Consider the following 23,434-nt stretch of genomic DNA (forward strand, 5'->3'; position numbering starts at 1 on the left):
ACAGGGTGCACAGCGGCCGGTTATCCCGAGGTTCCTCCACAGCCCCGACCGGGCTACGCTCTTCCGCGCAGGTCAACCCCCTGGGGACTTGTGCACAACAGTTATCCACAGCCTGTGGAGAACTGAGGGGGCGTCAGCCGGTCCACGGAGTTATCCACCGGCTGTCCACAGGAATGGCCGAGTTATCCCCAGGTTTTCCACAGCTCTGTCCACAGTTCGGCAACATCAACGCGTCCGTCACCCCTGCGTGTGAAAGGCGTCACGTGATGTTGATCCGGGCCGGTGGATAACTCTCCCGTTTTCTGTGGAAACAGCTGTGGATAACCTGTGGATACTCAGCGTGCCCTGTGGATTACTCTCCGCTGTCCACAGGAGGGCCTGGTTGTCCACAGCCGCCGTCCACAGGACCTGTGGACAAAATCTGGCCGCTGACCTGCGAAAACGGGGTTATCCACGGTATCCACAGGCCCTACTACTACTGCTACACATAGAGAGCTCGGAACTTGATCAACAGTGGGGGTGGCCCGAATCTGTGGACAACCGGGCCCCGACATTTGTTCGGCCCGCTTGTGCCCATCTGCCCCGGCTGTCAGCCGAGTACGTCAGACTGTCCTTCGGCAACCGGGAGCAGGACGGGGCGGAGCTGATCCGCCCGACCGGTCGCCGAACGGGATCAGACGATCGACAGCACGGGCCGGCGGTACCGGCCGGCCGTGCGGCGAGATGCAGCCAGGAGGCGGTTACCGGTGAAGTTCCGGGTGGAGCGTGATGTCCTCGCGGAGGCGGTGGCCTGGGCTGCCCGCAGCCTCCCCGCGCGGCCGCCGGTGCCGGTGCTGGCCGGCCTGCTGCTGACCGCGCAGGAGGGCACCCTGGCGCTCTCCGGTTTCGACTACGAGGTCTCCGCCCGGGTCGAGCTGGAGGCGGACGTCGAGGAGGCCGGCACCGTCCTGGTCTCCGGCCGCCTGCTGAACGACATCTCGCGCAACCTGCCGAACCGCCCGGTGGAGATCTCCACCGACGGCGCCCGGGTCAGCGTGGTCTGCGGCAGCTCGCGCTTCACGCTGCCGACCCTGCCGGTCGACGAGTACCCGGCGCTGCCCCAGATGCCGACCGCCACCGGCACCGTCCCGGGCGACGTGTTCGCCTCGGCGGTCAGCCAGGCCGCGGTCGCCGCCGGCCGCGACGACACCCTGCCGGTGCTCACCGGCGTCCGGGTCGAGATCAACGGCAGCGGGATCACCCTGGCCGCCACCGACCGGTACCGCTTCGCCGTCCGCGAGCTGCTCTGGAAGCCCGAGCAGGACGACATCAACGCGGTCGCGCTCGTCCCCGCCAAGACCCTGCAGGACATCGCCAAGTCGCTGGGCAGCGGCGACCAGGTCACCATCGCGCTGTCCGCCGGCGGCGCGGGCGAGGGCCTGATCGGCTTCGAGGGCGCCGGCCGGCGCACCACCACCCGCCTGCTGGAGGGCGAGTTCCCCAAGTTCCGGTCGATCTTCCCGACCGAGTTCTCGGCGGTCGCCGCGGTGCAGACCCAGCCCTTCCTGGAGGCGCTCAAGCGCGTCTCGCTGGTGGCCGAGCGCAACACCCCGGTCCGGCTGAACTTCGAGCAGGGCGTGCTCACCCTGGAGGCCGGCTCGGGCGACGACGCGCAGGCCACCGAGCGGATCGACGCCGACCTGGAGGGCGACGACATCTCGATCGCCTTCAACCCCGGCTACCTGGAGGAGGGGCTCAAGGCGATCGACGCCGGCTACGCGCAGCTGAGCTTCACCACCCCGACCAAGCCGGCCCTGCTCACCGGCAAGGCCGCGGTCGACGCGGAGCCGGACGAGGCCTACCAGTACCTGATCATGCCGGTCCGCCTCTCCGGCTGACCGGCCACCCGTCCACCAGGGGCGCGAGGGGCGACCGCCCCCGCGCCCCTGTGGCTGCCCGGCGCTCCCTCCCCGTCGGCGTAGGCTCAGTGGGTGCGGCAACGGCGCCGCCATCAGGCACGACACCACAGTGAAGGACTTGTCATGGAGCTCGGCCTCATCGGTCTCGGCAAGATGGGCGGCAACATGCGCGAGCGCATCCGCCGCGCCGGCCACACCGTCACCGGCTACGACCGCAACCCGGACCTCGCCGACGTCGACAGCATCGAGCAGCTGGTCGCCAAGCTGGAGGCGCCCCGCGTGGTGTGGGTGATGGTCCCGGCCGGCGGCCCGACCCAGGAGACCGTCGAGCGCCTGGCCGACCTGCTCTCCCCCGGCGACGTGGTGGTCGACGGCGGCAACTCGCGCTGGACCGACGACGTCAAGCACGCCGAGCTGCTGGCCGAGAAGGGCATCGGCTTCGTCGACTGCGGCGTCTCCGGCGGCGTCTGGGGCCTGGAGAACGGCTACGCGCTGATGTACGGCGGCGAGGCCGCCGACGTGGCCAAGGTGCAGCCGGTCTTCGACGCGCTCAAGCCCGAGGGCGACTTCGGCTCGGTGCACGCCGGCAAGGTCGGCGCCGGCCACTTCGCCAAGATGGTCCACAACGGCATCGAGTACGCGATGATGCAGGCCTTCGCCGAGGGCTGGGAGCTGCTGGAGGCCGCCCCCGAGGTCACCGACGTGCGCGAGGTGTTCCGCAGCTGGCAGGAGGGCACCGTCATCCGCTCCTGGCTGCTCGACCTGGCGGTCCGGGCGCTGGACGACGACGAGCACCTGGCCAAGCTCAAGGGCTGGGCCGCCGACTCCGGCGAGGGCCGCTGGACGGTCGAGGCCGCGATCGACCACGCGGTGCCGCTGCCCGCGATCACCGCCTCGCTGTTCGCCCGGTTCGCCTCCCGGCAGGACGACTCCCCGCAGATGAAGATGATCGCCGCGCTGCGCAACCAGTTCGGCGGCCACGCGGTCGAGTCCAAGTAAGCACCCCCGGACAGAAGGCGAGCGCAGTCCACCGTCATGCACGTCGCGCACCTGTCGCTCGCCGACTTCCGTTCCTACGCCCGGGTCGAGGTCCCGCTCGACCCGGGCGTCACCGCGTTCGTCGGCCCCAACGGGCAGGGCAAGACCAACCTGGTCGAGGCGGTCGGCTACGTCGCGACCCTGGGCAGCCACCGGGTGGCCACCGACGCCCCGCTGATCCGGCTCGGCGCCGAGCGGGCGGTGATCCGGGCGAACGTGGTCTCCCAGGGCGGCCGCTCCACCCTGGTCGAGCTGGAGCTCACCGCCGGCAAGGCCAACCGGGCCCGGCTGAACCGCTCCGACAGCGTCCGCCCGCGCGACGTGCTGGGCGTGCTGCGCACCGTGCTGTTCGCCCCCGAGGACCTCGCCCTGGTGAAGGGCGACCCGGCCGAGCGCCGGCGCTTCCTGGACGAGCTGCTGACCGCCCGGGCCCCCCGGCTGGCCGGGGTGCGCTCCGACTACGAGCGGGTGCTCAAGCAGCGCAACGCCCTGCTGCGGACCGCCGCGGCGGCCCGCCGGGCCGGCGGCGGCAAGGCCGCCGACCTGGCCACCCTGGAGGTCTGGGACGGCCACCTGGCCCGGTCCGGCGCCGAGCTGACCGCCTTCCGGATCCAACTGGTGGCCGCCCTGCAGCCGCTGGTCGCCGAGGCGTACCGCCAGCTCGCCCCCGGCGCCGGCGACACCGTGCTGGAGTACCGCTCCTCCTTCGAGGGCGAGCTGCCCACCAGCCGCGAACAGGCCGAGCAGCAGCTGCTGGAGGCCCTGCGCGGGATGCGCCGGCAGGAGATCGAGCGCGGCCTGACCCTGGTCGGCCCGCACCGCGACGAGCTGCTGCTGCGGCTGGGCCCGCTGCCCGCCAAGGGCTACGCCAGCCACGGCGAGTCCTGGTCCTACGCGCTGGCGCTGCGGCTGGCCTCGTACGAGCTGCTGCGGGCCGAGGGCGGCGAGCCGGTGCTGGTGCTGGACGACGTGTTCGCCGAGCTGGACGCCCGCCGCCGGGACCGGCTGGCCGAGCTGGTGGCCGGCGGCGAGCAGGTGCTGGTCACCGCCGCGGTGGCCGAGGACGTGCCGAAGGCGCTGAACGGGGCCCGGTACGGCGTCTCGGGCGGCACAGTGGACCGGCTGACCCCGTGAGCCCCGGGAACCACGTACCCTGGGCGGCTCGTCGGAGGAGTCGTCCACAGCCTGGAGATGGAGCGTGATGGCGGAGGGGCCGGAGCTTTCGGGGGTGGACCTGGCCCGGGTGGCGCTGCGCGCCGCCAAGGAGCAGGCCCGGCAGCGCGGGGAGCAGGTGCGCGAGCGGCGGGAGGCCAAGCGGACCGGGCTGCGCAGCGGTGCCCGCGCGGACGGCCGGGACCCGGTGCCGCTGGGGGCCGCGCTGAACCGGCTGATCACCGAGCGGGGCTGGGAGGCGCCCGCCGCGGTGGGCGGGGTGATGGGCCGCTGGTCGCAGATCGTCGGGCCGGACATCGCCGCGCACTGTGAGCCCAAGTCGTACGCGGAGGCCGAGGCGGTGCTCACCGTGCAGTGCGACTCCACCGCCTGGGCGACTCAACTACGGCTGCTGGCGCGGCAGTTGGTGGCCCGGCTGAATCACGAGCTCGGGCACGGCACGGTCCGGGTGATCAAGGTGCTGGGGCCGGACGCCCCGGTGCGCGGTTACGGGCGGTTGCGGGCGCCCGGCAGCAAGGGCCCGGGTGACACCTGGGGCTGACCCCGGTGCGGCGGACCGGGATCTTCCGGAATCGCTGGCGGCCCGTCCAGGCGCTCTGAGCCCCCCTGTCGAGTATCGGGACACGTCCCGAGGGGATTCAGGGCGGCACATCTGCCCTCAGAGGCTGCCAAACGCCCCTCTCTGTCGGTCGTACCGGTAGACTGAAGCGTAAACACCGTTGCGTGGAGCAACAGAGTCGAAACGCCGTGGTCGCACACCTGCCCGGGCAAGCGGGGAGGGGCGCGGCCCGCGCTGTGCCAGAGAGGGCGCTTCGTGGCCGATTCCGGCAACCCCAGCCAGACCCCAGACCCGTCCGACCAGAAGGCCTACGACGCCAGCGCGATCCAGGTGCTGGAGGGCCTCGACGCCGTCCGCAAGCGCCCGGGCATGTACATCGGCTCGACCGGTGAGCGCGGCCTGCACCACCTCGTGTACGAGATCGTCGACAACTCCGTCGACGAGGCGCTGGCGGGCCACGCCGACACCATCGGCGTCACGATCCTGGCCGACGGCGGCGTGCGGGTGGTGGACAACGGCCGCGGCATCCCGGTCGGCATCATGCCGGGCCAGGACAAGCCCGCCGTCGAGGTCGTGCTGACCGTGCTGCACGCGGGCGGCAAGTTCGGCGGCGGCGGCTACGCGGTCTCCGGCGGTCTGCACGGCGTCGGCATCTCGGTGGTGAACGCGCTCTCCACCCGCCTCGCGGTGGACATCAGCACCGACGGCGCGCGCTGGACGCAGGAGTACAAGTCCGGTGCCCCGACCGCCCCGCTGGTCCGGCACGAGGAGACCTCGGAGACCGGCACCACGGTCACCTTCTGGGCCGACCCGGACATCTTCGAGACGACCGTCTACTCCTTCGAGACGCTCTCCCGGCGCTTCCAGGAGATGGCCTTCCTCAACAAGGGCCTGACGATCGTGCTGACCGACGAGCGCCCCGAGCACCTGGACGAGGAGGGCAACCCGCTCTCCGTCACCTACCGGTACGACGGCGGCATCGCGGACTTCGTGGCCCACCTCAACTCCCGCAAGGGCGAGCCGGTCCACCCCTCGGTGATCGACTTCGAGGCCGAGGACAAGGACAAGACGATCTCGGCCGAGATCGCCATGCAGTGGAACTCGTCCTACACCGAGGGCGTGTACTCGTTCGCCAACACCATCCACACCCACGGCGGCGGCACCCACGAGGAGGGCTTCCGGTCCGCGCTCACCGGTCTGATGAACCGGTACGCGCGCGACAAGAAGCTGCTGCGCGAGAAGGACGACAACCTCTCCGGCGAGGACATCCGCGAGGGCCTGACCGCGATCATCTCGGTCAAGCTCGGCGAGCCGCAGTTCGAGGGCCAGACCAAGGACAAGCTCGGCAACACCGAGGCCAAGACCTTCGTCCAGAAGGTGGTCAACGAGCACCTGGCCGACTGGCTGGACCGCAACCCCAACGAGGCGGCGGACATCGTCCGCAAGTCGATCCAGGCCGCCAGCGCCCGGGTCGCCGCCCGCAAGGCCCGCGACCTGACCCGGCGCAAGGGCCTGCTGGAGTCGGCCTCGCTGCCCGGCAAGCTCTCGGACTGCCAGTCCAAGGACCCGGCCGAGTGCGAGATCTTCATCGTCGAGGGCGACTCGGCCGGCGGCTCCGCCAAGCAGGGCCGCGACCCGCGCACCCAGGCGATCCTCCCGATCCGCGGCAAGATCCTGAACGTCGAGAAGGCCCGGATCGACAAGGTGCTGCAGAACACCGAGGTCCAGGCGCTGATCTCGGCCTTCGGCTGCGGCATCCAGGAGGACTACGACGCCGAGAAGCTGCGGTACCACAAGATCGTGCTGATGGCCGACGCCGACGTCGACGGACAGCACATCCGCACCCTGCTGCTGACCCTGCTGTTCCGCTTCATGCGCCCGCTGGTCGAGTCCGGGTACGTCTACCTGGCGATGCCCCCGCTGTACAAGATCAAGTGGGGCCGGGACGAGTTCGAGTACGCCTACTCCGACCGCGAGCGCGACGCGCTGATCGCGGCCGGCGTCGAGGCCGGCCGCCGGCTCCCGAAGGACGACGCGATCCAGCGCTTCAAGGGCCTCGGCGAGATGAACGCCGAGGAGCTGCGCGTCACCACCATGGACGCCGCGCACCGCCTGCTGCTCCAGGTCACCCTGGAGGACGCCGCCCGCGCCGACGACCTGTTCTCCGTCCTGATGGGCGAGGACGTCGAGGCCCGCCGCTCCTTCATCCAGCGCAACGCGAAGGACGTCCGCTTCCTGGACGTCTGACGTCCGCCCAGGATCGTTGAAAGGAAACTGACCACCAGTGGTCGACGACAACCGTCCGGACGGCGGCGAGCAGCCCGCGGACAGCACCCTCCTCCCCGCCCAGAGCGGCAACCGGGTCGAGCTCATCGAGCTCGAGACCGAGATGCAGCGCTCCTACCTCGACTACGCGATGAGCGTCATCGTCTCGCGCGCCCTGCCCGAGGTCCGCGACGGCCTCAAGCCGGTGCACCGCCGGGTGCTCTACGCGATGTACGACGGCGGCTACCGGCCCGAGAAGGGCTACTACAAGTGCGCCCGCGTGGTCGGCGACGTGATGGGCAACTACCACCCGCACGGCGACACCTCGATCTACGACACCCTGGTCCGCCTCGCCCAGACCTGGTCGATGCGGATGCCGCTGGTCGACGGCAACGGCAACTTCGGCTCCCCGGGCAACGACCCGGCCGCGGCGATGCGCTACACCGAGTGCAAGATGATGCCGCTGGCGATGGAGATGATGCGCGACATCGACGAGGAGACCGTCGACTTCGCCGCCAACTACGACGGCCGGCAGCAGGAGCCGACCGTCCTGCCCTCGCGCATCCCCAACCTGCTGGTCAACGGCGCCACCGGCATCGCGGTCGGCATGGCCACCAACATCCCGCCGCACAACCTGCGCGAGGTCGCCTCCGGCGCGCTCTGGGCGCTGGAGCACCCCGAGGCCAGCAACGAGGAGCTGCTGGAGGCCCTGATCGAGCGGATCAAGGCCCCCGACTTCCCGACCGGCGCGCTGATCGTCGGCCGCCGCGGCATCGAGGAGGCCTACCGCACCGGTCGCGGCTCGATCACCATGCGCGCGGTGGTCGAGGTCGAGGAGATCCAGGGCCGCCAGTGCCTGGTGATCACCGAGCTGCCGTTCCAGGTCAACCCGGACAACCTCGCGCTGAAGATCGCCGACCTGGTCAAGGACGGCCGGATCGCCGGCATCGCCGACGTCCGCGACGAGTCCTCCTCGCGCACCGGCCAGCGCCTGGTCATCGTGCTCAAGCGGGACGCGGTCGCCAAGGTCGTGCTCAACAACCTGTACAAGCACACCGACCTGCAGACCAACTTCGGCGCCAACATGCTGGCCCTGGTCGACGGCGTGCCGCGCACCCTCTCGCTGGACGCCTTCATCCGGCACTGGGTCGCCCACCAGATCGAGGTCATCGTCCGCCGGACCACCTTCCGGCTGCGCAAGGCCGAGGAGCGCGCGCACATCCTGCGCGCCCTGCTCAAGGCGCTCGACCAGATCGACGCGGTGATCGCGCTGATCCGCGCCTCGGAGAGCGCCGAGGCCGCCCGCACCGGCCTGATGCGGCTGCTCGCCATCGACGAGCTCCAGGCCAACGCCATCCTGGAGATGCAGCTGCGCCGGCTCGCCGCCCTGGAGAGCGCCCGCATCCTCAGCGAGCACGACGAGCTCCAGGCCAAGATCAACGAGTACAACGCGATCCTCGCCTCGCCCTCCCGGCAGCGCGAGATCGTCTCCGAGGAGCTCACCGCGATCGTCGAGAAGTACGGCGACGAGCGGCGCTCCACCCTGATCCCCTCCGACGGCGACCTCTCGATCGAGGACCTCATCGCCGAGGAGGACATCGTGGTCACCATCACCCGCGGCGGCTACGTCAAGCGCACCCGCTCCGACCTCTACCGCTCGCAGAAGCGCGGCGGCAAGGGCGTGCGCGGCGCGCAGCTGAAGCAGGACGACCTCGTCGACCACTTCTTCGTGACCACCACCCACAACTGGATCCTGTTCTTCACCAACAAGGGCCGGGTCTACCGCGCCAAGGGCTACGAGCTGCCCGACGCCGGCCGCGACGCCCGCGGCCAGCACGTCGCCAACCTGCTGGCCTTCCAGCCGGAGGAGCACATCACCCAGGTGATGGCCGTGCGCACCTACGAGGACAAGCCGTACCTGGTCCTCGCCACCCGCGGCGGCCTGGTCAAGAAGACCCCGCTCAAGGACTACGACTCCCCGCGCTCCGGCGGCCTGATCGCGATCAACCTGCGCCAGGACGAGGAGGGCCGGGACGACGAGCTGATCGGCGCCGAGCTGGTCTCCGCCGAGGACGACCTGCTGCTGATCTCCCGGAAGGCCCAGTCGATCCGCTTCAAGGCGACCGACGAGGCGCTGCGCCCGATGAGCCGGGCCACCTCCGGGGTGAAGGGCATGTCCTTCCGCGAGGACGACGAACTGCTCTCGATGAACGTGGTGCGGCCCGGCACCTTCGTCTTCACCGCCACCGACGGCGGGTACGCGAAGCGGACCACGGTTGACGAGTACCGTGTCCAGGGACGCGGCGGTTTCGGTATCAAGGCGGCGAAGATCGTCGAGGGCCGGGGCTCGCTGGTCGGCGCCCTGGTCGTCGAGGAGACCGACGAGATCATGGCCATCACGCTGTCCGGCGGCGTGATCCGGACCAGGGTTTCCGAGGTGCGTGAAACCGGACGTGACACCATGGGCGTCCAACTGATCAACCTCGGAAAGCGCGACGCGGTGGTGGGCATGGCCCGCAACGCGGAGGCGGACGAGGAGGAGGGCGCGGACGAGGCCGTCGACGAGGCGGAGTCCGCGGCCACCGAGCAGGACGCGGACGGCGCGCCCGCCCAGGGCTGACGCACGGACGCGCACCGTGGTGCCCGCCCCGCCGGTGGCGGGGCGGGCACCACGGTCTGACCGCGGGCCACCGGGGTACGCGGAGCACGAGCACAACACGGACCAGGGCGGTGCGATCGCCCTGGCGGACGGTTCGGGAGGACCACGGTGAGCGGAGCCACGGGTGCTGGAGGTGCCACGGGCGGCCTGGCGGGCGGGCCGGGCGGAACCGCCCAGCAGTCCTACGGGGGCCAGACCCCGCCTCCCCCACCGAGCGCGCCGCCCGCGGGCGGCTTCTCCCAGCCCACCACCTACGCCAAGGGCCAGCCCACCCCGCCGCGCGGCACCCGCGTCCCGGGGGCTCCCGGCACCCCCGGCACCCCCGGGCAGAGCGGCGGCCAGCCCCGCCGCCCCGGCCCGTCCGGCGGCGGCACCGGCCGGACCCGCAAGGCCCGGCTGCGGGTCACCAAGGCCGACCCGTGGTCGGTGATGAAGGTCAGCTTCCTGCTCTCGCTGGCCCTCGGCGTGATCATCATCGTGGCCGCCGCGGTGCTCTGGATGACCCTGGACGGCCTCGGCGTCTTCTCCTCGCTGAGCAGCACCCTGAAGGACGTCACCGGCAGCGGCGGCGACAGCTCCGGCGCCTTCGACCTGATGGACTACATCGGGTTCGGCAAGGTCATGCTCTTCACCGTGCTGATCGCGCTGGTCGACATCGTCCTGATGACCGCGCTGGCCACCCTCGCCGCGTTCATCTACAACTCGGCGGCGGGCTTCACCGGCGGCATCGAACTGACCCTCGCCGAAGAAGACTGATTCCGCGTCAGCCGGGCGGAATTCCCGGGGCCCCGGAGGCTGTTGAAGCCTCCGGGGCCCTTCGTCGTCCCCGGTGCAATCGGGTGACCGCCCGGCGTGCCGGGGCCGCGTTCCGGCCCGCAGTGCAGAGACAGGTGGAAGAACGGGAACGGTCAGCGGGCCGCCCGGCCGCCTCCGGCGGTCACCGGGCGTCCCGGACGGGAACGACTGGTCGGAGGGGCCGTCATGGCGCAGCACGCACAGCAACTGGTCGACGCGGTGGAGGGACTGATCGGCCGTCCGATCCCGTTGCGGATCCGCGCCCGGGACGGCTCCGAGGCCGGCCCGTCCGGAGCCCCCACCATCGTCCTGCGCAACCGCCGCGCCCTGCGCCGGCTGCTCTGGTCCCCGGGCGAGCTCGGCCTGGCCCGCGCCTACGTCTCCGGGGACCTCGAAGTCGCCCCCGACACCGACCTGTACGAGGTGCTGGCCGCCGTCTCCTCCTTCGCCGAGGACCGGGACGCCCCCCGCCCGCAGGTCGGCCCGCGCCAGTACCTCGGCGCCCCCGGCCGCCGGCTGCTCGGCACGGCCCTGCGGCAGGGCGTCCTCGGGCCGAACCCGGCGCCCCCGGCCGAGGAGGTCGGGCGCCGCCGCGGCCGGCTGCACAGCCGCCACCGGGACCGCGCCGCGATCAGCCACCACTACGACGTCGGCAACGACTTCTACCGGCTCGTCCTCGGCCCCACCATGGTCTACTCCTGCGCCTACTGGGAGCCCGCCGCCAAGAGCCTGGAGGACGCCCAGACCGCCAAGCTCGACCTGATCTGCCGCAAGCTCGGCCTGCGCCCCGGCACGCGCCTGCTGGACGTCGGCTGCGGCTGGGGCTCGCTGGTCCTGCACGCCGCCCGCCACTACGGCGTCGAGGCGGTCGGGGTCTCCATCTCCACCGAGCAGGTCGCGCTGGCCCGGCAGCGGGTCGCGGAGGCCGGTCTCGCCGACCGGATCGAGATCCGGCTCCAGGACTACCGGGAGATCCCCGACGGCCCCTTCGACGCCATCTCCAGCGTCGGCATGGCCGAGCACGTCGGCTCCGCCCAGTACCTGGTCTACGCCCGCCACCTGTACGGCCTGCTCGCCCCCGGCGGCCGCCTGCTCAACCACCAGATCGCCCGCCGCCCGCTGCCGCCCGGCGAGGCGTACCGGCTCTCCCCCTTCATCGACCGCTACGTCTTCCCCGACGGCGAGCTCTCCCCGGTCGGCACCACGGTCTCCCGGCTGGAGCAGGCCGGCTTCGAGGTCCGCGACGTCGAGGCCCTGCGCGAGCACTACGGCCGCACCCTGCGCGAGTGGGTCGCCAACCTGGAGGCGCACTGGCCCGAGGCCGTCGCCCTGGCCGGCCGCGGCCGGGCCCGGGTCTGGCGCCTCTACATGGCCGCCTCCGCCGTCTCCTTCGAGCAGAACCACATCGGCGTCAACCAGGTCCTCGCCGTCCGCCCCACCCCCGTCGGCGGCTCCGGCCTCCCCCCGACCCGCCCCGAGTGGCTCGCCGAGTCCGCCGAGCCTGCTGAGCAGCACCGTCCGGAGGAGGCCCGGGATACGGATTTGGGAGATCGGCCGTCGGTCCGCTAATCTTTCAGTGCGGCAAGGGCCTATAGCTCAGACGGTTAGAGCGCTTCCCTGATAAGGAAGAGGCCACAGGTTCAAGTCCTGTTAGGCCCACCGGCGCGAAGGCCCCGATCACCTGGTGATCGGGGCCTTCGACGTGTTCCACCCCCGTAACCCCCCGCCCGCCCGCTCGTTGGGCCCGGTGCGCAGAGGCGACACAGGGTGAGCTGACTCGAAACTGATGTGAAGTCGGGGATAGCCGGGCGACAGAACCGGCCATCGGGTGACGTGGGACGTAACGCGACCTCTGCTCCGGCCGGCGGATGATCCGGCCCCGCCCGCCCCGGGCGATCGGGCGGTTCCCCCGTCGTGTCTTCTTTCACCCTGTGAGGCACTCCCATGTCCATGGAAGCCGCGCTGCTCGAATCCAGGACGCTCCGAAGCGGCCTGTGCGAGCGCACCGAAGTCCTCGACGAGGTCAAGGCCCTCGTCCTGCTGCCCGACGGGCTGTACGTCACCACGCGGATGGTGGCGGACTACTTCGAGGTCGGCGAGAACATCATCCGAGCGGTGGTTCGACGCCACCGGCAGGAGCTGGAGAGCAATGGATTCACCGTGCTCAAGCCTGTGGACGACCCCGAGGACCAGAGTTACAAGAAGTACTTCTGGCAGGTCAGCGGTACCGAAGGAGGTGAAGGGAGCCCCCGCGCACAGGCCCCCCGGTGGTCCCCGCCCGTGGACGGCCCCTACGGCCGTCCCCAGGGCGGCGGCAACGGCGTCGCCCTCTACTCGCGGCGGGCCGTCCTGAACGTCGCGATGCTGCTGCGCGACAGCGAGGTGGCCCGGCGGGTGCGCGGGCGGCTGTTGGACGCGGTGGAGGCGGCGGCGCGGCCGGTGGTGGTGCCGCCGGTGGTGCACGCGTTCCGGGCGCGGCCGTGGCGGCGGTGGAGCGAGCTGCGGTGGGACGAGTACGAGGCGGGGCGGCGGGACCCGGCGGTGGAGGACTGGCGGCGGCGGATCGACGGGCTGGAGCCGTTCGAGTCGCACCGGCCGGGGGAGTGCGAGCCGGTGGCGCCGCGGCACGCCGAGGAGCCGGAGTTCGCGTTCACGGCGGAGGACCTGCCGGCCGTGGTCCCGGGGCTGGTGGTCTCGGGCGGCTCGATCGAGCGGCGGCTCGACGCGCAGGGGCTGCTGACCACCGCGCTCGGTGAGCGGACCTCCCGGCAGGAGACCCGCCTGGACGGGCTGGACACCCGGCTGGACGTTCTGTCCGCGGACGTGCGGGCGGTCCGGCGCGAGCTGGCCCGGCTGCGGCGGCGCAAGCGGTAGCCGGTAGCCGGGGGAACCGGTAGCCGGTCGCAGGAGTGCGCGGGCGCGTCGTCGGGCGGGAACGGCGGCGCGCCCGGGCGCGTTGTCGGGGGCATGGGGTTCTTCTGGGCGATGAGCCTGCCGGGCCTGGTCTGCGCGCTGGTGGCGCTGGCCTTCGTGGACCAGCTCGCGCTGCGGGCGCGCCGGAGCCGCTGGGTGCCCTGGCGCGGGACGGGGCGGGAGGGCCAGGTCTCGGCGACCGGGTTCGAGCAGCTGCACGCCCAGTTCGCGGCCGGTAAGCAGGCCGAGCTGGAGCAGCGGAGGACCACGCTGATGCTCCGGGACGAGGAGGGCGATGCCGCTCCGCCGCGTTCGACGGTGGACCTGGACGGCGGGGTCGCGGTGATCCGGGCCGAGCGTTCGCGGTCGGACGATCGTACTGATGCCGGTGGGTCAAAGCCGGTGGCGGATCGGTCGGTTGGCGGTGGCGGGGGCCGCTCTTGAAGGGGTTACCGGTGTGTATCATCGGCCCCAGGGCGGTCTGCACCCTGGCCGCTGGTTCGTGCTCCTACATCCAAGTAAGCAAGAAGGACGAGGTCCCGCGGTGAAGAAGCTTCTCCTGGTCGCCCTGGTCGCCCTCGGCGGCTTCTTTGTCTACCGTCAGGTCCAGGCGGACCGTGCCGAGCAGGACCTGTGGACCGAGGCGACCGACCCGGTCCCCGCCGGCCGCTGAGCGCCGACTGACGAAGTCTCTCTCGGGCCGGCCCGCGGAGCACGGGCCGCGGCCGGTCCGAAACCCGCGCGGGCGGCTGCCCGGGAGCGGGTAGGCTGTCCCCGTTGCTCGGGGCCTTAGCTCAGTTGGTAGAGCGCTGTCTTTGCATGGCAGATGTCAGGGGTTCGACTCCCCTAGGCTCCACAGTCGACGAACGGCCCCCGACCTGGTGAACAGGTCGGGGGCCGTTCGCGTGCCCGGGGGCTTCCGGGACGGGGTCAGTGCGGCTTGCGCGGGTCGTGCGGCTTGGGGTGGTCGTCACCGGCGTGCTCGTCCTCCGACCGGGGGGCGACCTCCGGGTCGGCCGGTGCGCCGGGCTCGTCGAGCGGGACGGAGCCGTTGAGCACCGTGCCGCCGACCGTGCCGCCCACCGGGCCGCCGGCCGCGCTGCCGGGAGCGGTGGGCGCCGTGGAGTCCGCGGCGGCCGTGGTGTCGGTGGCGGCCGTGCCGGAGGGGACGGGGGAGAGGGTGGGCGCGGCGGCCGGGGCCGGGGGCTCGGTCAGCCACTCGGGGTTGTTCTGCTTGCGGTACCACTGCCAGGCCAGCACGCCGGTGCCGATGGCCAGGGTGCCGGCCACCGCGAGGGCGGTGGCCCAGCCGTTGCGGTGCTGCTTCTTGGCGTTCTTGGCGGCCAGCTTGCTGATCTCGGCGGAGCTGACGTGGCCCTGCAGGGCGGTGACCGCGGCGGCGCCGCGGGTCTGCGCCTCCAGGGCGATCGGAGTGATGTTCTCCTTGGCGGCCTGGAAGGTCTCGGTGACCTTGGGCACCACGGTGGCCCGGGCCTGTCCGGCGGCCTGACCGGCCGACAGCTTGGCGGCCAGAGCGGCCTCCTGGGCCCGGTGTGCGGCCCGGAGCGCGGCCTTCTGGGTCTCCGGGGGGAGGCTGGTGAAGGCGTGCTCCAGGTGCGGTGCGACGTACTTGGCGTACTGCACCCGGGCGGTCTGCGCGGCCTGGCCGGCTCCGACCTTGGCCTGGGCTCCGGCGGCGGCGGCCTTGGGGCCGAACGCCTCCAGCTTGGGGCCGAGCAGCTGCTTGGCCTCCTCCGCGTAGTGCAGCGCGGCCTCCTTGGCGGAAACGGCGTAGGGCGCCACGGCGTCCTTCGCCCGTCCGGCGGTCTCGCGCGCGGTGTCCGTACGGCTCACGGGCTTCTCCTTCTCGGCGGGTGTCCGGCGTCCGGTACGCACCTTTCCACCTGCTAGGAGATCATGCATCGGGCTTGCCCACCGGGCACCTCCGGCTGAGCCGTCCGCGAGCCGCGTGGGATGATTCCTCGGATAGTCAGGCAAGAGAGAGGAAGGTACTGCCGTGGCCGAGGAACTCACCGCCACCCTGAAGACCAACCGCGGTGACATCGTGGTCAAGCTCTTCCCGAACCACGCGCCGAAGACCGTCGCCAACTTCGTGGAGCTGGCCGAGGGCACCCGCGAGTGGAAGAACCCGGAGACCGGCGAGCTGGCCGCCAAGCCGCTGTACGACGGCACGGTCTTCCACCGGGTCATCGAGGGCTTCATGATCCAGGGCGGCGACCCGCTGGGCAACGGCACCGGCGGCCCGGGCTACAAGTTCGGCGACGAGTTCCACCCCGACCTCTCGTTCGACCGCCCGTACCTGCTGGCGATGGCCAACGCCGGCCCGGGCACCAACGGCTCGCAGTTCTTCATCACGGTCGGCGCGACCAGCTGGCTGAACCGCAAGCACAGCATCTTCGGCGAGGTCGTGGACGAGGCCAGCCGGAAGGTCGTGGACGCGATCGCCACCACCGCCACCACCAAGCCGTACGACCGCCCGGTCGAGGACGTGGTGATCGAGCAGGTCGTCGTCTCGCGCGGCTGATCCGCGCCCGGCCGCCCCGCGGGGCGGCCCCCGCGCGCCCGTGCGCGCAGTAGCCTGGGCGGTCCCGGCGGTGCCCCGTTCCGTACGGCGGGGGGCGGCGCCGGGACCGTTTCGTTGAGGAGGGACAGCGGCGATGCATCCGGAGGAGCCCGTGCGGCCGACGTCGGCGGACGGCCGGGGGAGCGGGTTGCCCCGGTGCCGCCGGCACCCCGAGCGGGAGACGGGGGTGAGCTGCGCCAGGTGCGGGCAGCCGGTCTGCCCGGAGTGCATGGTGCCCGCCTCGGTGGGCTTCCAGTGCCCGGACTGCGTGCGGGGCGAGGCCGGGCAGCAGGCCCGGCAGCAGCCCCGGACCACGGCCGGCGCGCTGCTGACGCTCGGCGACGGGGCGCTGGTCACCAAAGTCCTGATCGGCGTCAACCTGCTGGTGTTCCTGCTCACCGAGTACGTCGACCGGGTCTGGCAGTTCCGGCTGGGGATGGGCAGCGGGGCGGACGCGTTCGGGACGCGGATCGGCGTGGCCGAGGGCCCGGGCCAGTGGTACCGGCTGGTCAGCGGGATGTTCGTGCACGCCGGGGTGATGCACATCCTGATGAACATGTTCTCGCTCTGGGTGCTCGGCCCCCAGTTGGAGCGGGTGCTGGGCCGGTGGCGCTTCCTCGCCCTCTACCTGCTGTCGGGGGTGGCGGGCAACGCGTTCGGCTACCTGCTGGACGGGGCGGACATGTTCTCGGTCGGCGCCTCCGGGGCGATCTTCGGCCTGCTGGGCGCGACCGCGGTGCTGTTCCGGGCGAACCGGGTGCCGATGCAGCCGGTGATCGCGCTGCTGGTGGTCAACCTGGTGCTCACTTTCACGCTGCACAACATCGACTGGCGGGCCCACCTCGGCGGCCTGGTGGCCGGGGTCGCCATCGGGGCCGGGATGATGTCCGCCCCGCGGGAGCGCCGGAACCTGGTGCAGGGGCTGGCGCTGGCCGGGGCGGTGGCGGCGATCCTGCTGATGCTGCTGGTCGGGACGGCGCGCCTGCCGGGGTGAGGCTGTGCACAGTCGGTGGGCGCCGGGGCGGGCCCACCGATTGGATTTCCCGGCTCTACGCGCGTTATGCTGCTGCGTTGCGAGTTATCCACAGGCTGGGCGGAGTTTTCCCCAGTGTGGACAACCCTGTGGATAAACGTTCGGACGCTCCCGGCGGGACCCGGCCCGTCCGGGGCGCGGACAGCCCGGAGACCGCCCCGGCGCGCTGTCCGGGGCGGTGCGGGTGGATCAGGCCGGGATCCGCCGGGCGGGCGGAGCCGGCGTCACTTCCACTGGGTGGAGACGCCGAAGCCCGCCGCGATGAAGCCGAAGCCGGCCAGGATGTTCCAGTTGCCCCAGCTGCTGATCGGCCAGTTGCCGCTGGTCACGTAGTACGTGACGATCCAGACCAGGCCGACCAGGAAGAACACCAGCATCAGTGGTGCCACCCAGCTCCGGCCGGAACTGATCTTCACGGCCGTCGCGGTGCTCGGGGGCGGCGTGTAGTCGGCCTTCTTGCGGAGTCGAGACTTCGGCACGAGGGGCTCTCCTGTCGATGCGCTGTGACCGCGCGGGTGGGTCAGCGTGGGCGGGCGGCAAATGGCGGGCCGGTCCGTACGGTTGATCCTCCGCACATGCCACCGGCGTCCGTTAGCGTAGTGGCTCGCCGGGTCGTAAGGAGATAAGGGTACGGTGCCTGATTCCACGATTTCTTCGCCCTCCCCGGCTTCGGGCCCCCGTCGTGGGCGAATTGTCGGACGTGCCCTGACCTGCACCGTCTTCGCGCTCGCCGGGCTGCTGTTCTACGTCAGCGCGCGGACCGCGCACGGCACCGACCTGCGCACCGACAACTCGCTGCTGAAGCTCAGCGACGTCATACAGCAGCGCTCCACCCAGAACCAGCAGCTGTCGGAGCAGGTCTCCGCCGACCGGGACCGGGCCGACCGGCTGGCCCGGGAGCAGGGGCAGAGCCCGGACGACGCGGCCCGGCTGGCCGAACTGCAGCGGGCCGCCGGGCTGGACCCGCTGCGCGGACCCGGGCTGACCGTCACCCTGGACGACGCCCCGCCGAACGCCACCGCCCGCATCCCGGGCGTCCCCGAGCCCGGCGTCAACGACCTGGTGATCCACCAGCAGGACATCCAGGCCGTGGTGAACGCCCTGTGGCGGGGCGGCGCGGAGGGCATCCAGGTGATGGACCAGCGGCTGATCTCCACCAGCGCGGTGCGCTGCGTCGGCAACACCCTGCTGCTCCAGGGCCGGGTCTACTCGCCGCCGTACGTGATCCGCGCGGTGGGCCGGACGGAGGCGCTGCGCGCCGCGGTGGACGCCGACCCCACCATCCGCAACTACCTGGGCTACGTGACCGCCTACGGGCTGGGCTGGAAGGTCCAGGAGAGCGGCGAGCTGACCCTGCCCGGGTACACCGGCTCCGCCGACCTGCGCTCCGCGGAGGCCCCCTAGCGCCCGCCCGCGCGTCCGGACCCGGCCAGGGCCCGGACAGGACCCGCCGGGACCGGTGCGGACCCGGCCAGGACCTGACCGGAACCCGTTCAGGATCCGTCCGGAATCCGCCCCGGACCCGCCGCGACCGGCCCGTTGCGCGGATACCCTCCTGGGCCGGGCGGACGGGCGTCTACGCTTGTGCCGACCCGAAACACCGAGGAGCACCATGTACGGCTGGATCTGGCGGCATCTTCCGGGCCCCGCGCCGGTCCGTGCGCTGATCGCCCTGCTGCTCGTCCTCGGGGTGGTCTACGTCCTGTTCCAGTACGTCTTCCCGTGGGCCGAGCCGCTGCTCCCCTTCGGGAACGTGACGGTGGACCAGGGCGCCGGCGGCTGAGACCGGCACCGTTCCGACTCCGTCCGTCCCCCGACGCACCCGTACCCCAGGAGTAGCGATGACCCCCGCCGGCCGAGCGCCCCGGATCCTCGTGGTCGACAACTACGACAGCTTCGTGTTCAACATCGTCCAGTACCTGTACCAGCTGGGCGCGGTCTGCGAGGTGGTCCGCAACGACGGGCTGACCGTGGCCGACGCCCGGCCGCGGGCGGGCGAGGAGGGCTACGACGGGGTGCTGCTCTCCCCCGGGCCCGGCACGCCCGAGGAGGCCGGGGTGTGCGTGGAGATGGTGCACCACTGCGCCCGGACCGGGCTGCCGCTGTTCGGGGTCTGCCTGGGCCTGCAGTCGATCGCGGTGGCGCACGGCGCGGTGGTCGGGCGGGCGCCCGAGCTGCTGCACGGCAAGACCTCGCCGGTGCTGCACGAGGACGGCGGCGTGTTCGCGGGCCTGCCCTCGCCGCTGACCGCCACCCGCTACCACTCGCTGGCGGTCGACCCGGACACCGTGCCCGCCGAGCTGGTGGTCACCTCGCGCACCGACAGCGGCGTGATCATGGGCCTGCGGCACCGCGAACTCCCGATCGAGGGCGTCCAGTTCCACCCGGAGTCGGTGCTCACCGAGGGCGGCCACCGGATGCTCGCCAACTGGCTCGCCGAGTGCGGCTTCCCGGAGGCGGTGGGCCGCTCGGCCGGGCTCGCCCCGGTCATCGGCCGGAGCTGACGCCGGTGACCGCCGTGCGCCCGGAGGGGGGCGTCCCCGACGAGCTGGGGGAGCCGGAGGACTGGAGCGTCTACGAGACCCCGGCCGAGCAGACCCTGAAACTGCGGCTGCCGCCCGCCCCGGCGGCCGGGCCGGTGTCCCCGCCGCCCGGCGACCGGGCGGCCCGCCGCCGGGCCGCGGCCGGCCCGTCCGGCCTGCGCGCGCCGGGCACCGGGCGCCGCCGGGCCACCGGGCGGCCCGCCGGGCCGCGGCCGCCGCGCCCGAAGGAGCGCAAGCGGGTGGTGCTGGCCCGGCTGGTGGGGGAGCTGTTCATCACCCTCGGCGCGGTCATGCTGCTGTTCGTCTCGTACCAGCTGTGGTGGACCAACGTGCTGGCCGACCGGGACGCCGGGGCCGCCAGCAGCAAGCTGGAGCAGCAGTGGGCCCAGCAGCCGGCCGCCCCGACCGGCGGGGGCGCCGCCCCCGCCCCGCAGCCCACCGCCTTCCAGCCCGGGCAGGGCTTCGCCATCATCCACGTGCCGAAGCTGGGCCTGGACTACCCGGTCGCCGAGGGCACCGACAAGCAGAAGGTGCTCGACCACGGCCTGGTGGGCCACTACGCGGGCACCGCGATGCCGTCCGACCAGCAGGGCAACTTCGCGGTCGCCGCGCACCGCACCACGCACGGCCAGCCGTTCCGGAAGATCGGCCAACTGGTGCCGGGCGACAAGATCGTGGTGGAGACCGCGACCGCCTACTACACGTACGAGGTGGCCGGCGGCATCCCGGAGACCCCGCCGACCAACGTGACGGTGCTCCAGGCGGTCCCGAAGGGCTCGCCGTTCACCGGGCCGGGCCGCTACCTCACCATGACGACATGCACGCCGGAGTTCAGTGCCCGGGGAAGGCTGATCGTCTTTGGCAAGATGGTCGAGGAACGGCCGAGGAGCCAGGGCCAGCCGGAGGCGCTGACCGGGCGACACTGAGCAGCGAGGCGCGGCACCATGGGCACAGCCATGCGGGGCGGTCGTAGGCGGCGCGGACGGACGGCGGTGGCCCTGGGGCTGCTGGGGGAGCTGCTGATCACCCTGGGGCTGGTGCTGGCGCTGTTCGTCGGGTACTCGCTGTGGTGGACCGACGTGCTGGCCGACCGGACCGCCGGGCACGCGGGGGACCGGCTGCGGCAGACCTGGGGCGTCCCGGCCGCGCCCCCGGCGGACGGCGCGGCCGCCGCGCCGGTGCCGCGGTACGCGGCGGGGGACGGGGTGGGCTTCCTGCACGTGCCGGCCCTCGGCCGGGGCGACCAGACGCTGATCCGGATGGGCACCACCGCGGAGGTGCTCGACGAGGGCGTGGCCGGGGTGTACGAGGAGCCGTACCGCTCGGCGATGCCGTGGGACGCCGAGGGCAACTTCGCGCTGGCGGCGCACCGGGACGGGCACGGCGCCAGGTTCCACGACCTGGACAGGGTCGCGGTCGGCGACCCGGTGGTGGTGGAGACCAGGGACGCCTGGTACGTCTACCGGGTCGCCGGGACGCTGCCGCAGACCTCCAAGTACGACGTGGGCGTGGTGGCGCCCGTCCCCGAGGGCTCGCCGTTCACCGGCCCTGGCCGCTACCTGACGCTGACCACCTGCACGCCGGTGTACACCTCCCGCTACCGGATGGCGGTCTGGGCCCAGCTGGTCCGGGTCGACCCGGTGGACGCGCGGCGCACCCCGCCGCCCGAGCTGCGCTGACCGCCACCGGGCACCGGAACGGCCGAGGGGCCGCACCGTTCGCGCTGAACGGTGCGGCCCCTCGGTGTGGTCCCGGGCGCCGGTGCTACGGCTTCGGGTCGTTGGACTTGTCCGGTGCCTGCGTGAACAGGGTGACCTTGTCACCGGGGTTGAGCTGGGTGCCCGCCGGGACGTTGGTGTTGACCACGGTGCCGTTGGGGTCCTGCGAGCCGACCAGGGCGTAGCTCAGGCCGAGCTTGCCGAGCTGGGTGATGGCGTCGCTGACCTTGACGTTCTGCAGCGGCGGCATCGTCACCTTGTCGGCCTGCTTGCCCACCACGAGGGTCACCTGGCCGCCCTGCTTGAGCTGGCCGTTCTTCGGGTTCTGGTCGAGGACCTGGCCCACCTGGGTGCTGTCGGTGACGGCCTTGGTGGTCACCGTGGCGTTCAACTTGGCGTCGGTGAGGATCTGGGTGGCCTCGTCCTGGGCCTTGCCGACCACGTTCGGCACGGTGACCTTCTGCTGGCCGGAGGAGACCGTCAGGGTGACCGTGGCGCCCGGGGCGGCCTTGCCGGTGACGTCCTGCGAGACGACCTTGTCCTGGTCGATCTTGTCGTCGTTGGCGTAGGTGGTCTTGACGTCGAAGCCCTTGTCCTTGAGCGCCTTGGTCGCGGCGTCCTTGGCCTGGCCGGTGACGTCCGGCACGTCGACCTGGGCCGCGGCGGCGGCCAGGTGCACGGTGATCGTGCCGGTGGCGGACATCTGGCCGGCCGCGGCGGGCTCCTGGGTGCAGACCTGGTCCTTCTGGACCTTGGTGTCGGCGCAGGTGGCGGCCGGGTCGCCGACGACCACCTTGAGGGTGGCGTTCTGCGCCTTCGCCGCGTTCTCCGCGTCGGCCAGGCTCAGCCCGGCCAGGTTCGGGACGGTGGTCTTCCCGGCGGCCTTGTCGCCGGTCTTCACCATGGACTGCACCACGAAGAACGCGCCGACCAGGACCAGCACCGCCGCGACGGCCAGCACGATCCAGGAGGTGCTGCTCTTCTTCGGCTGCTCCTCGCGCCGCCGGCTGCCGCGGCCCTCGTAGCCGCCGTCGTCCCCGCCGCCGTAGCCGTTGTCCTGGTAGCCGCCGTACGGGGCGGGCTGCTGGTTGCCGACCGGTGGCAGCATGGTGGTCGGGCCGCCGCCCTGCTGGGGCAGCACGTTGGTCTGGCCGTACGGGTCGTACTGCCCGCCGCCCTGGTCGTAGCCGTAGCCGGCCGCGCCCATGCCGTAGGCCGCCTGCTGGGCGGCGGCGACCGGCAGGCCGTCGAGGAAGCGCTCGATGTCGTCGCGCATCTCGTCGGCGGACTGGTAGCGGTAGTCGCGCTCCTTGGCCAGCGCCTTGAGCACGATCGCGTCGATCTCGGGGCGGACCTCGGGGTCGTAGGAGGACGGCGGGGCGGGCTCCTCGCGGACGTGCTGGTAGGCCACCGCGACCGGCGAGTCGCCGACGAACGGCGGCCGGACGGTGAGCAGCTCGTACAGCAGGCAGCCGGTGGAGTACAGGTCGGAGCGGGCGTCGACGGTCTCGCCCTTGGCCTGCTCGGGGGAGAGGTACTGGGCGGTGCCGATGACCGCGGAGGTCTGGGTCATCGTCATGCCGGCGTCACCCATCGCGCGGGCGATGCCGAAGTCCATCACCTTGACGTTGCCCTGCCGGGTCAGCATCACGTTGGCGGGCTTGATGTCGCGGTGCACGATGCCGGCCCGGTGCGAGTACTCCAGGGCCTGGAGGATGCCGATGGTCATCTCCAGCGCCCGCTCGGGCAGCAGCCGCCGCCCGGTGTGCAGCAGTTCGCGCAGGGTGGAGCCCTCGACGTACTCCATCACGATGTACGGGATGGAGATCCCGTCGATGTAGTCCTCGCCGGTGTCGTAGACCGCGACGATGGCCGGGTGGTTGAGCGAGGCCGCGGACTGCGCCTCGCGGCGGAACCTGGCCTGGAAGGAGGGGTCGCGGGCCATGTCGGTGCGGAGGGTCTTCACGGCCACGGTGCGGCCGAGCCGGGTGTCGTGCCCGAGGTACACCTCGGCCATGCCACCGCGCCCGAGGACGCCGCCGAGTTCGTACCTGCCGCCTAGGCGACGAGGCTCTTCCATATCTCCGACCCTCTCCCCCACCGGCAGGTGAGGATGTGACGTAGGTGTCCCCGCACGCTCTCTTCGGACGCGGCGGCCGCCGCCGCGGTTGCACGGCTCCGGCCACGGTCTCCGGCCGCGGGTACACCCGCTGCTGGCGGATACGCTACCGGGCCGACCTGGGCGGGCCCGCGCGG

The 23,434-nt window shown here is 72.2% G+C and carries 21 protein-coding genes and 2 tRNA genes; 20 read left to right on the forward strand and 3 right to left on the reverse strand.

The features are described from left to right. Positions 1–746 precede the first annotated feature (746 nt). The 13 genes from dnaN to ACIQVD_RS17420 all read left to right on the forward strand — a co-directional run bounded on the left by dnaN (position 747) and on the right by ACIQVD_RS17420 (position 14,156). On the forward strand, positions 747–1,877 hold the full coding sequence (gene dnaN, locus ACIQVD_RS17360; RefSeq protein WP_100837223.1) for a DNA polymerase III subunit beta: 1,131 nt from the start codon (positions 747–749) through the stop codon (positions 1,875–1,877). 144 nt (positions 1,878–2,021) lie between these two features. Beyond that, entirely contained in the window at positions 2,022–2,897 is an 876-nt protein-coding gene (gene gnd / locus ACIQVD_RS17365; protein WP_100837222.1) for a phosphogluconate dehydrogenase (NAD(+)-dependent, decarboxylating), read from the forward strand. A 36-nt stretch (positions 2,898–2,933) separates the two neighbouring features. Next, positions 2,934–4,070 carry a DNA replication/repair protein RecF gene (gene recF / locus ACIQVD_RS17370; protein WP_400682750.1) on the forward strand — a complete coding sequence of 379 codons (1,137 nt, stop codon included), beginning with the start codon at positions 2,934–2,936 and terminating at the stop codon, positions 4,068–4,070. 67 nt (positions 4,071–4,137) lie between these two features. Then, positions 4,138–4,650: a DUF721 domain-containing protein gene (locus ACIQVD_RS17375; RefSeq protein ID WP_111555394.1), complete on the forward strand. Its 513-nt coding sequence runs from the start codon at positions 4,138–4,140 to the stop codon at positions 4,648–4,650. A 273-nt stretch (positions 4,651–4,923) separates the two neighbouring features. Continuing rightward, positions 4,924–6,915, forward strand: a complete 1,992-nt coding sequence (gene gyrB / locus ACIQVD_RS17380) for a DNA topoisomerase (ATP-hydrolyzing) subunit B (RefSeq protein ID WP_282206368.1) — start codon at positions 4,924–4,926, stop codon at positions 6,913–6,915. A gap of 37 nt (positions 6,916–6,952) precedes the next feature. Then, positions 6,953–9,553 carry a DNA gyrase subunit A gene (gene gyrA / locus ACIQVD_RS17385; protein WP_400682746.1) on the forward strand — a complete coding sequence of 867 codons (2,601 nt, stop codon included), beginning with the start codon at positions 6,953–6,955 and terminating at the stop codon, positions 9,551–9,553. A gap of 147 nt (positions 9,554–9,700) precedes the next feature. After that, on the forward strand, positions 9,701–10,348 hold the full coding sequence (locus ACIQVD_RS17390) for a DUF3566 domain-containing protein (RefSeq protein WP_111555391.1): 648 nt from the start codon (positions 9,701–9,703) through the stop codon (positions 10,346–10,348). Between the two features lie 225 nt (positions 10,349–10,573). Then, positions 10,574–11,956: a class I SAM-dependent methyltransferase gene (locus tag ACIQVD_RS17395; protein WP_402289944.1), complete on the forward strand. Its 1,383-nt coding sequence runs from the start codon at positions 10,574–10,576 to the stop codon at positions 11,954–11,956. Positions 11,957–11,972: 16 nt separating this feature from the next. Beyond that, positions 11,973–12,046 (forward strand) — tRNA-Ile (locus ACIQVD_RS17400). A gap of 285 nt (positions 12,047–12,331) precedes the next feature. Next, entirely contained in the window at positions 12,332–13,261 is a 930-nt protein-coding gene (locus ACIQVD_RS17405; RefSeq protein ID WP_402289946.1) for a hypothetical protein, read from the forward strand. 93 nt (positions 13,262–13,354) lie between these two features. Next, the gene (locus tag ACIQVD_RS17410; RefSeq protein ID WP_400682736.1) at positions 13,355–13,744 is read left to right on the forward strand and encodes a DUF6191 domain-containing protein; all 390 of its coding nucleotides are present in this window, start codon (positions 13,355–13,357) and stop codon (positions 13,742–13,744) included. 100 nt (positions 13,745–13,844) lie between these two features. Beyond that, positions 13,845–13,973 carry a DLW-39 family protein gene (locus ACIQVD_RS17415; RefSeq protein WP_014137031.1) on the forward strand — a complete coding sequence of 43 codons (129 nt, stop codon included), beginning with the start codon at positions 13,845–13,847 and terminating at the stop codon, positions 13,971–13,973. Positions 13,974–14,083: 110 nt separating this feature from the next. Next, a tRNA-Ala gene (locus tag ACIQVD_RS17420) sits at positions 14,084–14,156 on the forward strand. Positions 14,157–14,230: 74 nt separating this feature from the next. Here the strand turns inward: ACIQVD_RS17420 and ACIQVD_RS17425 are convergent. After that, a complete protein-coding gene (locus ACIQVD_RS17425; protein WP_402289948.1) occupies positions 14,231–15,154 on the reverse strand; it encodes a DUF5324 family protein in 924 nt (307 codons plus the stop codon). A 163-nt stretch (positions 15,155–15,317) separates the two neighbouring features. Here ACIQVD_RS17425 and ACIQVD_RS17430 point away from each other — a divergent pair, with 163 nt between their 5' ends. Both ACIQVD_RS17430 and ACIQVD_RS17435 read left to right on the forward strand, forming a co-directional pair. Then, positions 15,318–15,845, forward strand: a complete 528-nt coding sequence (locus ACIQVD_RS17430; protein WP_400682731.1) for a peptidylprolyl isomerase — start codon at positions 15,318–15,320, stop codon at positions 15,843–15,845. Positions 15,846–15,978: 133 nt separating this feature from the next. Continuing rightward, on the forward strand, positions 15,979–16,878 hold the full coding sequence (locus tag ACIQVD_RS17435) for a rhomboid family intramembrane serine protease (RefSeq protein WP_402289952.1): 900 nt from the start codon (positions 15,979–15,981) through the stop codon (positions 16,876–16,878). Between the two features lie 263 nt (positions 16,879–17,141). Here ACIQVD_RS17435 and crgA read toward each other — a convergent pair whose 3' ends face one another. After that, complete coding sequence (crgA, locus tag ACIQVD_RS17440) at positions 17,142–17,396, reverse strand: cell division protein CrgA (RefSeq protein ID WP_100837211.1); 255 nt, start codon at positions 17,394–17,396, stop codon at positions 17,142–17,144. A gap of 154 nt (positions 17,397–17,550) precedes the next feature. On the opposite strand from crgA, the gene ACIQVD_RS17445 reads away from it, so the two are divergent. The 5 genes from ACIQVD_RS17445 (at position 17,551) to ACIQVD_RS17465 (ending at position 21,139) form a co-directional block, all read left to right on the forward strand. Next, the gene (locus ACIQVD_RS17445; RefSeq protein WP_199528208.1) at positions 17,551–18,321 is read left to right on the forward strand and encodes a DUF881 domain-containing protein; all 771 of its coding nucleotides are present in this window, start codon (positions 17,551–17,553) and stop codon (positions 18,319–18,321) included. 208 nt (positions 18,322–18,529) lie between these two features. After that, positions 18,530–18,700 carry a hypothetical protein gene (locus ACIQVD_RS17450; protein WP_014137037.1) on the forward strand — a complete coding sequence of 57 codons (171 nt, stop codon included), beginning with the start codon at positions 18,530–18,532 and terminating at the stop codon, positions 18,698–18,700. A 58-nt stretch (positions 18,701–18,758) separates the two neighbouring features. Then, positions 18,759–19,421 (forward strand): aminodeoxychorismate/anthranilate synthase component II, encoded by a 663-nt coding sequence (locus ACIQVD_RS17455; protein WP_400692076.1) that lies wholly within the window; start codon positions 18,759–18,761, stop codon positions 19,419–19,421. Positions 19,422–19,426: 5 nt separating this feature from the next. Further along, complete coding sequence (locus ACIQVD_RS17460) at positions 19,427–20,386, forward strand: class E sortase (RefSeq protein WP_400692079.1); 960 nt, start codon at positions 19,427–19,429, stop codon at positions 20,384–20,386. An 18-nt stretch (positions 20,387–20,404) separates the two neighbouring features. Then, the gene (locus tag ACIQVD_RS17465) at positions 20,405–21,139 is read left to right on the forward strand and encodes a class E sortase (protein ID WP_400692082.1); all 735 of its coding nucleotides are present in this window, start codon (positions 20,405–20,407) and stop codon (positions 21,137–21,139) included. A gap of 85 nt (positions 21,140–21,224) precedes the next feature. Here ACIQVD_RS17465 and pknB read toward each other — a convergent pair whose 3' ends face one another. Then, the gene (gene pknB / locus ACIQVD_RS17470) at positions 21,225–23,258 is read right to left on the reverse strand and encodes a Stk1 family PASTA domain-containing Ser/Thr kinase (protein ID WP_400692084.1); all 2,034 of its coding nucleotides are present in this window, start codon (positions 23,256–23,258) and stop codon (positions 21,225–21,227) included. Positions 23,259–23,434: the final 176 nt, after the last annotated feature.

This window comes from Kitasatospora sp. NPDC090308 (assembly GCF_044769485.1).
GTDB lineage: Bacteria > Actinomycetota > Actinomycetes > Streptomycetales > Streptomycetaceae > Kitasatospora > Kitasatospora fiedleri.